This is a genomic window from Alphaproteobacteria bacterium SS10, assembly GCA_019192455.1.
Lineage (GTDB): Bacteria > Pseudomonadota > Alphaproteobacteria > TMED2 > TMED2 > TMED2.
In genome coordinates this window covers 213647-229203 of the sequence record JAHCML010000006.1, presented here as the reverse complement: position 1 = coordinate 229203, position 15557 = coordinate 213647, and the positions used below count along the sequence as shown (strand labels likewise).

The following is a 15557-nucleotide window of genomic DNA, read 5'->3' as shown; positions in this document are numbered from 1 at the left end:
TGAGCGTCGGCTCACTCCTCCTTTGGCGCTGCTGTGGGGTGCTCTTCCCCTTCTTTGGGGTCCGGGCCATCATCACCATCTTCTGGCGGTGTGTTGGGAATACCGGCGGCGAGTGATCGCGCGATCAACGGCTTGGGCTTCCGGCGTCGCCGTAAGATACGTACCCAATCAGGGGTGGTGAGATCATCCGTGATGTAATCCACCTCGTCATAGATCAGGTCATCGACCTGGGGCCAGGCCATGACCTGCATACCGGCCGCCTTACCCGCCCGGGCGCCGGTGGGGCTATCTTCCATCACCAGGCATTGATTGGGTGGCAACATCATGCGCAAGGCTGCACGGAAATATGGCTCGGGGTCCGGCTTCGGCTTTGAGACATCATCCACGCTGATTGAGAATTCGAGTAAGTTGCGCGGCCCGATAACCAGGCTGCTGGCATCAACCATCCGCCGTGTGCTGTTCGAGACAATCGCCTGGCGAAGCCCCATGGCGGCGAAGAGCAGGATTTGGCTCTCGACCCCCGGTCGTGGCTTCACCACCTCATGCACATGGGCCTCGTAATATCGATGCACCTCTTCGCACCATTCGTCGTAGGTCAGTGTCAGGCCCTGTTCGGAATGGAGGTAGTCCCAGATCGCTTGGGTGGTGCGGCCCAGGAAGCGGTCCACGTCTTCGCCGGTGATGTTGGCGCCAAACTGATTGGCGACAGCCCTGATGCATTGTTTGTGTAGGGGCTCGCTATCGACCAAGGTGCCGTCGCAGTCCCAAAGGATGGCTTTGATTGGCATCGAAAATCCTATGTGTTGGTCGCCAGCACGAGGTCGTCGCGGTGGATCAGCTCTTCCCGCCCGGCAAAGCCCAGAATGTCTTCGATCTCGCGGCTTTGGTGTCCAGCGATCCGCGCGGCATCGCCATCGCTATAGGCAATTAGGCCACGACCAAGCTCAACCCCATCGGGATCAAGCACGCGCACAACATCGCCCCGCTCAAAGGGCCCCTCAACCCGCGCCACACCGGCGGGTAGCAGGCTGCGCCCATCACGGAGGGCGCGCACAGCCCCAGCGTCGAGATGGACAGCCCCACCTACGGTGACATGGCCTGCGATCCAACGCTTGCGGGCGGTGGACGGCTCGGCGGTCGCTTCAAACCAGCTATAGCCATCAACCTCCGCAGTGGCGGTCATAAACTGCTGTAGCGGGTTTAGGCGTTTACCATCGCCGAGTAGCACATGGCACCCGGCCGCTGTGGCGATCTTGGCGGCAGCAATCTTGGTCACCATACCGCCGCTACTGTCGCCGGGGAGGGCAGCACCGGCCATGCCATCGATCTCTCGGGTGATCTTGTCAATATGGGTGACTTTGGCGGCGTTGGGGTCCTTGTGGGGGCTCTGCTCATAAAGCCCGGCGACATCGCTCAACAGCACTAGGGTATCGGCCCCGCACATCTGTGCGACCCTGGCTGCCAACCGGTCATTGTCGCCGAAGCGGAGTTCGGAGGTGGCCACGGTATCGTTCTCGTTGATCACTGGCACCGCACCCAATTGCAGAAGGGTTGAGAGGGTGGCCCGGGCGTTCAGATGCCGTCGGCGATCCTCGGTGTCGTCAGGGGTCAGCAGAAGTTGTGCAGCAGCGACGTCATGTTTGGCGAGGCTGGCCTGATAATGGTGAGCTAGGAGGACCTGACCAGCCGCTGCGGCGGCCTGCTTCTCCTCAAGTTTCAGCCGTCCGGATGGTAGGCCAAGCAATCGACGGCCAAGGGCAACCGCACCGGATGAGACGATGATCACATCTCGTTTGGCAGCGCGCGCCGCTGCGATATCGGCAGCTAGGCTATGCAGCCATTCGGCGCGCAGCTCGCCACTCTCTGGATCAACCAGCAGGGCGGAGCCGATCTTGACCACAAGCCGCTTAGCGGCATCGAGGCGATGCATTGGTTTCGTACTCAGGGCTTCGGGGCGTTGGTGAACGCGTAACTCGTTCAGCAGTGCCTAGACCTACTGGCCAGCAACTGCAAGGTCGAGGCGATCTAACGCTGGCAGGGTAAAGGTCCGGAACGCATATCCCTGCAGATAACCGATGTCGACCCGACACTGATCGCCTTGGCCGCGACAGGCTTGGGCCAGCATCGTATCGACCGGCAGTGGGGACAGGTTCTCACGAATGGACAGGCTGATATCCAGCAGTGGCTCAGCCTGGTCACGGCTTATGGTGGCCGGGTCCATGCTTGCCAGCTGATCGCGAACCACTGCCAAGGGCGCCATACCATCGAAGGTATCGCGAGCAGCGAGCGCGTCTTCAAAACTCTGCAATTGGCTGATCCAACCGCGTCGGAAGAAACGCAGGACGCGGCGAGACATATCAACACTCGCAAAGTGTGCCTCACGGGTTTCTGGCGGCTGGCCGGCCAGGGCATCTAGATCGCTGCCAAGCTGATCGGTGAAAACCTCAAGACGCAAGGCGGCCGCCTCTTCATCCCGGCCAATAAGGTAGTAGTTGCGGGCCAAAAGATAGCGCGCCTCATCAGCCAGGGTTGGGATGTCGATATTGCTCAATGTCACCTGTGCCGCTGGGAAATAGCCCAGCGCAGCCTGGGCGCCGACCACCTCAACCAGCAACTCGGCTGGGAGGATGACACCCAACTCTTGGCTCATGCTGATGCCTTCTTGAAGTAGGCGGTCAGCTTCAATCACTTCACCGGCAACCGCCAGATTATGGGCCCAAAGCATGTAGGCCAGGGCGCGGTCGATATCGCGTTCGAGGTTGTCATAGGCAGCTTGTGCCGCTTCAGCACCCTGCATGCGGGCAAGTTCACTGATCAGCAATGCCTCAACCCGCGCCCGTGGAACCGGACCGCTATCAACGCTATCGATCTGACGGATGGCGCCGGTTGCGGATTGGATGGTGACAGTATCGCCAACCAGAGACGCGGTCGCGGCAATACGGAGGAGGCTTAGGACCTGATCAAGTGGTGCAGTGGCATCGCTATCAGCCAAGACCATCGCTGGGGTCTGGCGTAGGACAGTGATGGCCCGACCTGGTTCTTCCAGTTCAATCAGCATGGAGGCAAGCTCCGCCGTCGCAACCGCGCGCAGCAGGCTATCCTCTGCTTCCTCAACGGAGGCAATGGCGCGTGCGGCCATGGTCAGGGCGATATCGCGTTGTCCAAGATCGAACAGGCGGCGGCCTAGATCTTCATAGACCCCGGCCCGGATATGCGGCGCGGTGATTGATGGTGCTAACGCTTCAACCTGGCCAAGTTCCCCATTCTCGAGGAAATAGCGGGCCAAGGCAGCCAGATGCGCATCGCGCAGGAAGGGGTCGCGGGCGGCTTCACCAGCCGCAATGGTCAGCGGGTAGAGGCAATCCTCTTTAGCGCGGCCGAGGCAGTCTTGAATTGCCTGATCGCGGTTTTGATCCAGTACCAGCGCATCGGCGGGTGGCTCATTGCCCAAAATCAGCCGATAGAAGTAATCGCGCGATGCGTAGACATCGGCGACAGCCCCATAACCCTCGTCATAACGGAGGAGTTGGGCGCTGAGGTCAGGCACCCGCTCAAGATCCTGCACCGTGGCGGCGAGGGCTTCTTCACTGCGCTCGACAGCCATATAGCTGACGGCGCCCTGATAGCCGAAATAGCCGAGGAAGACCAAAACGGCGATGCCGAGGAGGAAACGTGCAAAATCCATGGGGGCGATCGTCTCTAGTTTAGACGTTACTGTTCTTATTATTGGTGGTTCCCACCCCGCTTGGGAATGATCAAGCGAGCAGTATCTGGAACCAGCGCTACGGCGTTCTAATCCCGCAACGCCTCTGAGCTGTCCAATTCGGCTGGCTCATCCTCTGAAATCTCATCGGGGTCAGTAACCCAAGGGCCCGTTTCCTGATCCTCTGGCAAGGCACGGGCTGATTGCCGACCGGACTGAATGGACTGCCATAGGGCGTAGATAACGGGTTTGATCCCAATCTGGGCGGCACCTGAAATGGTAAAGACATCACCGCCGCTGGCTTCTTCCAGCGCCGCTTTACGCTCCTGAATGGTTTCCTCATCCAGGGCATCAATCTTGTTCAGGACCACCAGCTCCTGCTTATCGGCCAGCATGTCGCCATAGGCATCAAGCTCGCCGCGCACGGTCTTATACGCATCGACCACATCTTCCTGCGTGCCATCGATCAGGTGCAGTAAGACGTTTGTGCGCTCCACATGACCAAGGAAGCGGTCACCCAGGCCTCTGCCCTCAGAGGCGCCCTCGATCAGGCCCGGAATGTCAGCTAGGACGAAGCTGCCATCCTCAACCGCGATCACCCCGAGATTTGGGGCAAGGGTGGTGAAGGGGTAATCGGCAATCTTCGGCTTTGCGGCCGAAACGGCGGCGAGGAAGGTTGATTTACCGGCGTTCGGCAGGCCAACCAGCCCGGCATCTGCAATCAGCTTAAGGCGCAACCAAACCCAACGCTCTTCACCCGGAAAGCCCTTCTGGGCATAGCGCGGCGCTTGGTTGGTTGAGGATTTGTAGTGGCTGTTACCAAAGCCACCATCCCCGCCGGTCAGCAGCTGGATGGTCTCACCATCCTCAATCAAATCGGCGAGCAGGGTTTCCTTATCTTCGTCAAGGATCTGGGTGCCCACGGGGACCTTAATGATCTTGCTAGCGCCATGCCTACCGCTGCGGTTTTTGCCCATGCCGCTCTCGCCACGCTCAGCCTTGAAATGCTGCTGGTAGCGGAAGTCGATAAGGGTGTTCAAATCATCAACAGCTTCAAAGATGACATGACCACCACGGCCGCCATCACCGCCGGCGGGGCCGCCTTTGGGGATATATTTCTCACGCCGAAACGCGACGGCGCCATGGCCGCCATCGCCAGATTTTAAAAAGATTTTCGCTTCGTCGAGAAACTTCATCGTTTTGGGCAGCGGTACCGACCAGTGTCGGTCGCTTACTCCTCATCCAATTCTTGATCGACCACATGGTCGGGCAACATCACCGCCTGGGCGCAAACCGTCTGGCCGTCATCAAAGGCAATCTGCGGTTGGCCATACAGGATATAGCCATCATTGAGGGCGGCAGAGACCCGTTCACAGAACTTATCGTCATCAGGGCCGGTGATTAGCCGGTAGCGTAGTCTGGCCATTGGAGCACCCCTTTACGGTTTGATGTGCCCAGACCATAAAACGAAAAGCCCGGGGCCGCCACCGGCCCACGGGCTCATCGAAACTGTTTAACAGCTTAGAGGCTGGCTTATTCAGCAGCTTCAGCTGGGGCGTTGGCGACCACAGACACGGCGCTCTTACCGCCGCGGATCTTGTGGAACTTAACCTCACCATCTTCCAGAGCGAACAGGGTGTGGTCTTTGCCCATGCCAACATTGTTTGCTGGATAGAATTTGGTGCCACGCTGGCGAACCAGAATGTTGCCAGCCAGAACGGCTTCGCCACCAAACTTCTTCACACCAAGGCGGCGACCGGCGCTATCGCGACCGTTACGGGATGAACCGCCTGCTTTTTTATGTGCCATTGTCCTTAACCCTTACTTGAACGTCTGTTCGCTTAAGCGATTAGCCAGCGATATCCGTGATGCGCAGGACGGTGATGTCCTGGCGGTGACCTTTTTTACGACGATAGTTTTGGCGCCGCTTTTTCTTGAAGACGATGATCTTCGGGCCGCGATCCTGGCCGAGGATTTCGGCCGTCACTTTCGCGCCTTTAACCAGCGGTGCGCCGACTTTGGTTTTGTCGCCTTCGCCAACCATCAGAACCTGATCGAGGTTCACTTTTGAGCCAGCTTCACCTTCGAGCTTCTCGACCTTAATCACGTCGCCGCTCTTCACGCGGTATTGCTTACCGCCGGTTTTGATAACCGCAAACATGTCCATACTACTCCATCAAATCGCTGCTGCCCGCCAGGAACTTCCATCAGGAAACTTTCCCAAAAGCGCAGCGATAGCCGCCGTCATATGAGCGGCTTCGAAAAAACTGCAAGCCAAATAATATGCCTCCAGGCCAGGGTTTCAGCCGTTTTTCGGGGTCATGCATGCAGACAGCAAACAGACCTCCGCCGGGAAAACCCGCCTGAGTGCGGCAGGTGATACCGTTGGTAGGCCTTTCTGTCAACGCGTAGCTTGCTTGCAGAACATGCATTGGGCCGCATCAAAACACGGCCCAACGCATTGTATTCATCCCGTTTATGGGGATTGGCGCTCAGCCTCGAACTTATCGAGCGCGCTATCGACGATCTGTAGGACCATCTTTGACGGGCTGGAGCTAGCGCCGCCGCCCGATGGCTGGTCATTGGTCGTCACGGCCATACCGGCCAGGGTGTACAGGTTGGTTGGCAGGCCACCAAGGCGGATAAGGGCCGCTTCCTGTGCTTCCGGCAGGCCGATGAACTTGTCTTGCGGCACGAAGGTCTGGAAGGACAGTAGGACGTGCACGGCGCATTCAGCATCCAACAGGCCGAAGCTGGTGTTGGTAACCGACATGGCGACGGTCACGAATGACTTATCGGTTTGCGGCAGGCCCGCACCTTTAAGCTTTTCGATCAGGGCCGCCTTAAACGCCTCTTCCTGGCCATCGAGGTAGCAGTCATCGGCTGCTTCACCGAGTTTCACCTCAACATCACGGAAGCCGACCATCTCTTTAACGACAGAGTCAGCTTTGGCGGTGAGAGGAAGGCTGGTTAGGGCAAGCGCTGCAACGGCAGCAATGGTGAAAGCTTTAAAGATTGGCTTGATCACGGGTTCGGTTCCTATGGGTGGGTAAAGCCAAGACGCGGCGGCACGCTATAGACTTCCCGATGACCGGTCGAGGATTAACCTGGCTGTATAGTGGCCAATGGACGGCTTAAGGCTTGATTGCGGTCACGCTACCGTTGTATCCCAGCGCTCCCCGATAGGTAGGAGAGGTGCCGGAGCGGTCGAACGGGGCGGTCTCGAAAACCGTTGTGCGCGCAAGCGTACCGAGGGTTCGAATCCCTCCCTCTCCGCCAAGATTGCTTGGGGCCTTAATGCAGAGTTCAGCCAAGGCCTGGCATCGATAAGATTATGTCTGAAGACATGAACGGTTCAGTTCAAGATCGGCTAACGGCGCTGCAGGCCCTGCCACTGGTGTTTATCGGTGGGATGCCGCGGTCTGGAACCACCTGGGTTCAGCAGTTGCTGAATGCCCATCCCCAAATACTGGGTATGGGTGAGACGCAATTTGTCAGTCGCCTGGCGCCAGCACTCATCGGTGTCTTGGATCGGTATACGAACACGAGGGATGAGGCGTCCGCGGTCTGGGCGCCATCCCATGGCGAGATTTCCGATGTCGCCAAACAGCGCGTGCTGCGCAGTGCCTTCTATGAGATCGCGCTCGATGCCACTGCTGACACAGATCTCGCCCATATCTCCCTGCTTGGTGAGAAAACGCCGGAGAACACCAACCATCTACCGCTTTTGCGGCAGCTGTTTCCCGGCTTCAAATATGTTCATGTGGTCCGCGATTGTCGCGATGGCGTGTTTTCCGCCTGGTACCGCTTCCGATCAAAGCTGCCTGCCTCCATGACATTGACCGAGTATGCGGCCGTCTATGCCGATGAGTGGGTTAAGCGCAATCAGATGGTTGAACGAGATGCCGACCCTGGTCGGACTATCCGTGTTCGGTATGAGGATCTGCATGCAAATATCGACGATCAGGCGGCGCGCCTGTTCAGCTTCTTAGATGTCTCAACGGACCTTGCCGATATTCGCGTTGCGGTCGACCAATCAGCATTCAAGGTATTGTCCAAGGGGCGGGATATCGGTGAGGTGGAGCAAACCTCACATTACCGCCGCGGTGAGGTTGGGGGCTGGGCCGATGAGGCTGATCAGCAGGTGGTCGATATTGTGGTGGATCGTGCCGGCGATCTGATGACCGCCTATGGCTACGAGGTTGGTCGTTAACCCGCTTCAGTTTCGGCGGCTTTATTGGCAACCCGGCGCAAGATCGCGACGAAAGCCAGGCCGGTACCGAACATGATCAGGCTGTAGGTCGCCGCTGGCACTGTCACCAGCCCACCGCCGAAAAGCAGCGTGGTGACAGCGATAGCGAGGGTGCCGTTCTGTAGGCCGCATTCCAGCGAGATCGCGATACGCTGGGTTGGTCCGGTGGCGAACAGAACGGCCAGCCCGAAGGCCAGCGCCATCATGATGATGTTCAGGGTGAGGGTAATTAACCCAGCCTGGGCGAAGTATTCAGCGATGTTATTCCGCTCCCCATAGATGGCGCCCGCCAGGACGATTAGGAACAGCACGGTGGAGAGGCGACGGGCGATCGGCTCAAACCGCAAGGCAAAACCGGTTGCGTAGCGTCGAACGGCAAGGCCAATCAGGACGGGCAGTGTCGCGATGGCAAACACGCTGAGCGCAGTCTTCGTGACGGAGATGTCCTGATCGGCCGTATCACCGATCAGGTAGGTATAGGCCGCCGTGACGATCAACGGGATGGTGATCACCGTCAGCAGGCTGGTCACCGCCGTTAGTGAGATCGAGAGCGCCACATCACCCCGCGCGAACGACGTCAGGATATTTGAGGTCACGCCACCCGGTGCGGCGGCGATAATGACGAGACCCAGGGCCAGTTTGGGATCCATGGGCCAGATCGTCACCAGTGTGAACGCCACGAGGGGCAGTAAGATCATCTGGGAGGCGGCGCCGATTAGAAAGTCTCTCGGCTGGCGTGCAATCCAGGTGAAATCCTCAACCGTCAGCCCAATGCCCAGCGCGAACATGATGAAGGCAAGCGCTAGAGGCAGGAAGATATCAACCACCAATCCCATCGGGATCTCCGAATTTTTCAGGTATCGCTAAGTGTCAGATGACAGATCGCATCTTGTCGTTAACCCGTCACTTAGTATTTTTCTTAATTAAACAAATCCTAATTTAAAGCGTAATGGTTCAGTAAACATCCCATTTGCGAAAAATATTAGTGCATTCTGAACTGGTTATTATTGTAAATTTTTGCATACAATCGAATGAATATTTTTGTGTTTATTGATTTTTTTGCGGCGTCATTTTCGTTTCTTGCGATTGCTTCTAACTGTTAATCACTTGTTAGTTTTTTGTTAACAGACTGGATATTAATGAACTTTTGCCATCTTTGGCTTCCGAGGGCTGCTTTGGTCCACACCCTCGCCTTTATTGATAACCAAGACTTGAATTGCTAGGCACGATGTTCGCAATAAGCCAAACCCGCCACCGTACTGACGCTTCAAGTCCCCAAATTTTCAAAGATGATAAGGTAATAAAAAGAATGAAGTATTCTTTATCAGAACCCTCTGAAAACACATCATATGATGTTGATTTAAATGATCTCCTTGAGTATTTGAAAAGCCTGTCCTTAGACCGGTTGGCTCGGAAATCAGCTTTATCGCTAAACGTCCCTATCTTTCTGGTGACCATCGTTAATGAGGGGGAGAACACCCAGACCTTCATCGGCAAGAGTGCCATCGGGCTTGAGGGGTTTGATGATACCTGGTCACCGCTGGAACTATCCATCTGTCGTGATGTGGTGGATCAGGGCTGCAGTTTGATCATCAGTGATGCGGCCAGTCATGTTCACTATCGCTGCCACCAGGCGATTGAAGCATTTGGCGTTGGCGCCTATCTGGGGGCGCCCTTGGTGGTTGGTGGGGTCACCGTCGGATCCGTCTGTGCCATTGATCAGGTCGCCCGTCATTGGTCAGCGGATGACTTGGCCGCGGTACAGGAGGTGGCGCGGGTCGCAGCAAACCACCTAGATCTGTTGACCACTGGTTTGCGTGCTGACTGCACTGAGAAGTGCCTCGAATACACGCGTAAATCGCTTGAGGATATTGCCAAGAACGTACCGGGCGCGATCTTCCGTTACGCCGAATTCCCGGACGAAACCTATGCCGTTGAGTATCTTTCACCGGGTTGTCAGGATCTTTGGGAAGTAAGTGCCGAAGATGCCCGCCGCGACCCAAAAAAGCTTTGGGACCTGGTGCATCCTGACGACCTCCCAAGCATGCAGGCATCAGTGGCTAAGTCCAGAAGCAATCTCTCGGACTGGCGGCACCGTTGGCGGTTGTTGTTTCCAGATGGCCGTATCAAATGGCTGGATGGTTTTGGCCAGGTCACCCGCGGCCCAATGGGTGAGACGGTTTGGAACTCCCTGGCACTCGACATCACCACGGAGGTGGAGGCCGAGCTTAAGCTACAAGAGAATGAGCGGATCCTGCAGGAGGCGAGCAAGCAAGCCGCACTGACCAGGCTGGCCAGTGGCATCGCCCACGACTTCAACAATATCCTGTCCGTCATCCTGGCGGGTGTTGAGTTGATTGACGTGCCTGAGGACGACCAAAGTCAGGAGACGCTGCTTAAGAACATGATGACCGCGACCTATCGCGGAAAGGACCTGACTGTGCGTTTGCTTAGTTTTGCCCGTAAGTCTGAGCTGAACCCGGTTTCAATCGATGTGAACGTATTCATCGACGATGTGATCTCGGTGGCGACGCGAACGCTGCCCGCCAATATTGATATCAAGTCAGCGCTTTGCTCAGACAAACCCCATGTAGAGATTGACCAGGGGTTGTTTTACAGCGCGCTGCTGAACCTGTTTGTGAATGCAAGTCACGCGATGGTTGATGGTGGCACCCTGTCCGTCACCACGGATCACGTGACCCTGGGCGATGATCATTCTCGGGTGCTGGCGGATAATCTTACCCCCGGCCTCTATGTGAATATCATCGTTGAGGATACCGGCTCTGGCATTGATCCAGAGGTCATCGACCGGATCTTTGATCCCTTTGTTACGACAAAGGAGGAGGGGGAGGGCACCGGGCTAGGGCTTGCTGTTGTTGACGGCTTTGTCAGGCAATCCAATGGGTCGATTAAGGTCAGCTCAAAACTCAATGAAGGAACTCGGTTCGACATCCTGCTGCCGACGTTCAGCGTTGAAGTGGCACCCGATGATGTTCTGACGCTGCCGCTCAAGACGGTTGCGGCGGCCAAGGCTTTAAACGTCCTGTTGGTTGAGGATCAGGATTTGGTCCGTAAAGGGATCAAGCTGCTGATCAAATCTGCGGGCCACACGGTCATTGAGGCCGCCGATGGTGATGAGGCCTTTGAAATCATCAAGGGTGATCAGGAGAAGATCGATTTCATTGTCACCGATGTGATGATGCCTGGTTCAATCCAAGGGCCCGATCTGCTGATCAAGGCACGGGATCTGATGGGCGATGTGCCGGCCATCATCCTGTCTGGATACTCTGAGAACCAGACGGCGTTGAACAAGCAGAGCAGCCGTAACACCATCACCCTGATGAAACCGGCGAGCCGTTCAACACTGCTGACGGCGATTGATGAGCTAGCCAGTCGTATTCGCTTCTCGGTCAAGGAAATGGCCTGATCACAGCGCCAGAACCGCCAACTAGGTCTTCGCCCAGATATAGGGCATGTTGATCACCAGGGTGCAACCTTGCTCCTTGGTTGAGAACATCTCAACCGTGCCACCTAGATCTTCAACGGCACCCCTGATCGCACTCATCCCGACACCACGGCCTGAGGTTTGGGTCACCGTGTGGGTGGTGCTGACCTCGTCATGGAAGACGTGTTGGATGAGGGCGTGGTCATCTACATTCTCGTCCGCGCTGATGATCGCCTTCTCAACCAGACGTTGTCGGAGGGCGTCGATATTGATGCCGGCGCCATCGTCTTTGATCTCGATCTTGATCCAGTTTGCCGCATCCTGCGTTGTTTGGTTCACAGAGACCACAACCTGGCCGCCATCTGATTTGTTCAACTCACGCCGCAGGTCCGGTGGTTCGATGCCGTGATCGACAATGTTGCGGCCCACATGGACCAGCGCATCGATCACCTCCTGATAAACCTCTGGGACGAGTGAGATGTTCTCGCCCTCGAACACCAACGGCTGGAGTTGCTTGCCAATGCGATCCGCCAGCTCTTGCATCTGAAGCTCAAAGACGGCGAGGCTTTCTAGAATGTGGACGGAGGAGATTTGCTCCAGATACAGCTGGTGAATGTCTGTAGCACTTATCCCCTGTTCAATCGCTTCCATCAGCTTGGTTTCAAAACCAACTAGCCGTTCTGTTGGGATGGTGCGAATGCTGCCCAGCTTCTCAAAATTTGCGCCCAGCCAATCGCCAGCGGCTGAGGCGATGTGGTCCAAATGGCTTAATAGCTTTGGTTGGCTCGATTGGCAGATCGAGGCAATTTCATCATGAGACTTACCCCGCAACCGTGTTTCCAAATCATGCAGGAAGTCGCTTAGCTGGGTGAGGTAGAACGATCCGGCCAAGCCCTTAAAAGTATGAATGTCCCGCTTGAACTCATTGGCGGTGACGTCATCAACCAAGACGGCATCCAACCGGTCAAACAGGATGCGTAGATTGTTCACTAGCCGGATAAAGGAGTTACGGTTCTGGCTGATCCGAATGATCTTGCTCGCCTCCTGCTCCTTCTCAATGATCTTCTCCATCGCATTGAGTTCGTCGGTGCGATCGATCGCCACCATCACGATGGCCCGCATGGCATCCTGGGAATCCCGAACGGGGCGATAGCTTAGCGTCACATTCCGCCCTTGCTCCGAATACTCTGACGGCATCAAATCCATCAGGTCATCAAACGACATGGCGGTTGTATCGGTGAACACAACGTCGAGCAGGTTCTCAACCGTGCTGCGTTCGGAATCATCGAGGCCTAGAACCTCACAGATATGTCGGTGTGCTGGGCTCTGCCCGAACATGCTAACGCAGGTGGCAGAGTAGACATCAGAGCAGATGCCAAGATTGTCGAAGAACAGCAGCCCCTCACCAAGGCTCTCCATGATCGTTGAGAGGGAATGGTTCAGATAAGCGAGTTTTTCATTCGCCTCGTTCAACTCATCCGAGCTGATATTCGCATTACGGATATGCAGCTTAACGGTTTCGTCGTGGTGGCTGTAGGTCTCAACCACATCGCTAACGAAGTTGCTGAAATTGCCGAGTAGCGGGGTCGCCGGGTGATCAGCAACGGGTTTGCCGGCAGCGATTTGCTGCGCCAGATCACTGATTAAATCTTCGGCGTTATCGGCTCCGAGTTTGCGCTTTAACTGGCGTTGAACCTTACGCGGCCGTACTTGCTCCGGCATCTTCTCGTAGCACCGTTACTGTCATTGTTTGATTGTGCAGCTCAGAGAAGCCGCTCTCTTGGAACGGGCATATTTCGCCATAGGAGTAGTATCCGACAATCGGAATTTGCGACCCCAAGATATCGCGCACGCTCTCAACCTCATCATCCACCTGATTGCCCATCACAATCCGACGGCCAACACAGCTGACACAGATAGCGGCACTGTTGCTGTCGGTATCGTCTACGCTGGCATCATTCGCCGCCGCCTCAGCGCCATCGATAAGGGCGTCGTTATCCGCATGCATGAGGCGAACCAGGCTATTGGTGGGTAGATCACCGGCCAGGGTCAGGCTGCCCTCTTCCTCACTCACGTCAAGAATGGTTCGGATTAGCCCGGTCTCGGCCTGATCCTCTGAGAGGATAGCAAAGGGGTAGAGTAGGCCACTTGCGGGCAGATCATCCGCCCGGTCCCCCAGATACTGTTTGTAGAGTTCGAGGGCCGGCTTGCCATCCAGCTCATAAAGGACATTCGCATCGGCCTTGGTCACCTTCCGGATCGGGCCAAAGCCTTGCCAACCACCGCGGGAGCCGGTGCCAACCTGAAGATTGGTGCCGTAGAAGCCAATGGCGACAACCTGATCCTCAAACGACTTATCGTTCAACACGGTCACGGTTTTTTGGAAGTCTGTTCCATCACCGGCCAGGCCGCCAAAGACCGTCGCCTTCTCCCCGCAGGCTTCGCGGATGCCAGCGACAAGCGCGCTACCATTCACATTTAGGCCCGGCGAGAGGACCATGATCGAGTTTAGGTCATCTGATTTCAACGCTTCACCAAGTGATTGGCCCGCGGCTTTCGAGCTGTCGCTAGTTCCGGATATCGCCGCCGTGGCAACCTTGGTTGGCGTCGCCTCAAACTGCATTGCCATAACGGTTAGGGTGTTTTCCGCCGTCCGGTCATCATAGATTTCACCGGAGGTTGAGCAGCCAACCAGATTGGCGGTTGGCATCGCCTCATGCAGGGTTTTGAGATTGCTTGCATCCTCAAGCAGGGCACGGTGGCCAAACACGATGGCCAGGTCTGGCTTGCTGCCATTCAGCGCTGAGAGAGAATTGCCGAGGCTGTCAGCCTTGGCTTGAAACGATACTGTTTTCATTGCCCCTATCCCCAATAGAACGTGCGGCCAACGCGCTTTCCCCAACGCGTTTTCTGGTCCTCACGATTACGACGTTGATGCCATTGAGCCCAAGTTCACATCGACCGCCAAATGGTCCTCGGCGTCATAGAAGATGATGTCGATATTGGTGTTCTTGTCGTGGCAGGTGACCGGGCCTTCAACCGTGTTCGGGATATCCGCTTTCAAGTTGTGGCCTTGGCTGTTGAGGAACTCCTTAACCCGCCCGGATACAATGTTTGCAACTTCAGACCCGGCGTCCTGAAGGACGGTTTTGTCGGCCGCCACTTCCTCGCTGAACACCTTGGCCACCAGGCGCTCCATCAGCACGTAGTCGAAGCCAAAGCGAACCACGGCGGTGTCATCGCCATTGCTTAGCGCGACAGAGCAGATGAAGTCCGCCTCGCAGACTTTATCGATCCCAAAGATCTCTTCCGATCTGAGGTCGACTTCGAACAGGGTTTTAACGGTAAGGCAGACGTTCTCAACAATGACGTCTGACACTTCTTTCATGAATTCTGTTTGTGTCGTGGTCATTGTCAGCCCTACGCCAGGTTACGCTTTTTCTTGAGCCAATCTTTGATCTTCTCGACCTTCTCGGTCAGCTCTTCAGCGGATACGGGCTTAACAATATAGGCCGTTGCGCCGGCGCCGATAGCCTCCATTACACTTTTGCGTTCACTCTCGCCGGTCAGCATAACCAGCGCGGTTTTATTCAGCTCCGGCCGCTGGCGGCATTCTTTGAGGAAGGTGAGGCCATCCATTTCTGGCATGCCCCAATCGATAAAGATGACGTCGAACAGCTTATTGCCGGCGAGGGCTTCATCGATTTTCTCGAGCCCTTCGGTGCCGGTTTTGGCTTCTTGAACCTGCTGATATCCAGCCCCTTGGAGTTGCTGGGTCACTAGCTTTCGCATCAGCATATGATCATCGATAACCAGAAAACTCAGGTTATCGAGGGTGCTGACCGCAGAGAGTTGAGGTGCGCTCATATATGGATGATCGGTGCGTAGTTGGTCCTGCCTGTAGCCGGCATTGAATACGCAAAAAACAGCAAAGGTAAATAAAAAGTTAGTGTATTTGATTTTTGATACCCCGGAATTTTTGACGCAGGGGCTGTCGGGCGTTGGTCGGGCGCACAATTGGTTAAGCGCCGGGGCAAATACATCGACGGCAACCCGCGCCTGTTTGGCCTAAAACTCTGTGCCTTAATCAGCGGATAAGCGACTGCGACCGTTGACGATCTTGCCAGCAATAATTTGATAAAATATTGTGCCGCACA

General features: G+C 56.1%; 15 protein-coding genes and 1 tRNA gene. 3 read left to right on the top strand and 13 right to left on the bottom strand.

Annotated elements, in window-relative coordinates:
- Nucleotides 1-11 precede the first annotated feature (11 nt).
- From KI792_11135 to KI792_11100, 8 genes are all read right to left on the bottom strand, one after another.
- The gene (locus KI792_11135) at nucleotides 12-788 is read right to left on the bottom strand and encodes an HAD family phosphatase (GenBank protein ID MBV6633569.1); all 777 of its coding nucleotides are present in this window, start codon (nucleotides 786-788) and stop codon (nucleotides 12-14) included.
- 8 nt (nucleotides 789-796) lie between these two features.
- Nucleotides 797-1930, bottom strand: a complete 1134-nt coding sequence (locus KI792_11130) for a glutamate 5-kinase (GenBank protein ID MBV6633568.1) — start codon at nucleotides 1928-1930, stop codon at nucleotides 797-799.
- Nucleotides 1931-1993: 63 nt separating this feature from the next.
- Nucleotides 1994-3685, bottom strand: coding sequence for a hypothetical protein (locus tag KI792_11125; GenBank protein ID MBV6633567.1), 1692 nt, complete (start codon nucleotides 3683-3685; stop codon nucleotides 1994-1996).
- A gap of 107 nt (nucleotides 3686-3792) precedes the next feature.
- The gene (obgE, locus tag KI792_11120) at nucleotides 3793-4899 is read right to left on the bottom strand and encodes a GTPase ObgE (protein ID MBV6633566.1); all 1107 of its coding nucleotides are present in this window, start codon (nucleotides 4897-4899) and stop codon (nucleotides 3793-3795) included.
- A 35-nt stretch (nucleotides 4900-4934) separates the two neighbouring features.
- Nucleotides 4935-5129, bottom strand: coding sequence for a DUF1737 domain-containing protein (locus KI792_11115; GenBank protein MBV6633565.1), 195 nt, complete (start codon nucleotides 5127-5129; stop codon nucleotides 4935-4937).
- A gap of 107 nt (nucleotides 5130-5236) precedes the next feature.
- On the bottom strand, nucleotides 5237-5512 hold the full coding sequence (rpmA, locus tag KI792_11110; GenBank protein ID MBV6633564.1) for a 50S ribosomal protein L27: 276 nt from the start codon (nucleotides 5510-5512) through the stop codon (nucleotides 5237-5239).
- Nucleotides 5513-5552: 40 nt separating this feature from the next.
- Nucleotides 5553-5864 carry a 50S ribosomal protein L21 gene (gene rplU, locus KI792_11105; protein ID MBV6633563.1) on the bottom strand — a complete coding sequence of 104 codons (312 nt, stop codon included), beginning with the start codon at nucleotides 5862-5864 and terminating at the stop codon, nucleotides 5553-5555.
- Between the two features lie 315 nt (nucleotides 5865-6179).
- Nucleotides 6180-6731 (bottom strand): hypothetical protein, encoded by a 552-nt coding sequence (locus KI792_11100; protein ID MBV6633562.1) that lies wholly within the window; start codon nucleotides 6729-6731, stop codon nucleotides 6180-6182.
- 161 nt (nucleotides 6732-6892) lie between these two features.
- On the opposite strand from KI792_11100, the gene KI792_11095 reads away from it, so the two are divergent.
- Both KI792_11095 and KI792_11090 read left to right on the top strand, forming a co-directional pair.
- Nucleotides 6893-6982: transfer RNA gene (locus KI792_11095), tRNA-Ser, on the top strand.
- 55 nt (nucleotides 6983-7037) lie between these two features.
- Nucleotides 7038-7916: a sulfotransferase gene (locus tag KI792_11090; GenBank protein MBV6633561.1), complete on the top strand. Its 879-nt coding sequence runs from the start codon at nucleotides 7038-7040 to the stop codon at nucleotides 7914-7916.
- On the opposite strand, the gene KI792_11085 is transcribed toward KI792_11090, so the two are convergent.
- The gene (locus tag KI792_11085) at nucleotides 7913-8791 is read right to left on the bottom strand and encodes a bile acid:sodium symporter family protein (GenBank protein MBV6633560.1); all 879 of its coding nucleotides are present in this window, start codon (nucleotides 8789-8791) and stop codon (nucleotides 7913-7915) included. The two genes, KI792_11090 and KI792_11085, sit on opposite strands and share 4 nt — an antisense overlap.
- 614 nt (nucleotides 8792-9405) lie before the next feature.
- Between KI792_11085 and KI792_11080 the strand changes: the two genes are divergently transcribed.
- Nucleotides 9406-11382 carry a response regulator gene (locus KI792_11080; GenBank protein ID MBV6633559.1) on the top strand — a complete coding sequence of 659 codons (1977 nt, stop codon included), beginning with the start codon at nucleotides 9406-9408 and terminating at the stop codon, nucleotides 11380-11382.
- 21 nt (nucleotides 11383-11403) lie between these two features.
- Here KI792_11080 and KI792_11075 read toward each other — a convergent pair whose 3' ends face one another.
- From KI792_11075 to KI792_11060, 4 genes are all read right to left on the bottom strand, one after another.
- Nucleotides 11404-13122, bottom strand: a complete 1719-nt coding sequence (locus KI792_11075; protein ID MBV6633558.1) for an Hpt domain-containing protein — start codon at nucleotides 13120-13122, stop codon at nucleotides 11404-11406.
- A complete protein-coding gene (locus tag KI792_11070) occupies nucleotides 13097-14257 on the bottom strand; it encodes an FIST C-terminal domain-containing protein (GenBank protein MBV6633557.1) in 1161 nt (386 codons plus the stop codon). The genes KI792_11075 and KI792_11070 overlap by 26 nt, the downstream gene beginning before the upstream one ends.
- A gap of 66 nt (nucleotides 14258-14323) precedes the next feature.
- On the bottom strand, nucleotides 14324-14812 hold the full coding sequence (locus KI792_11065) for a chemotaxis protein CheX (protein MBV6633556.1): 489 nt from the start codon (nucleotides 14810-14812) through the stop codon (nucleotides 14324-14326).
- Nucleotides 14813-14820: 8 nt separating this feature from the next.
- Complete coding sequence (locus KI792_11060) at nucleotides 14821-15417, bottom strand: response regulator (protein MBV6633555.1); 597 nt, start codon at nucleotides 15415-15417, stop codon at nucleotides 14821-14823.
- Between the last annotated feature and the right edge of the window lie 140 nt (nucleotides 15418-15557).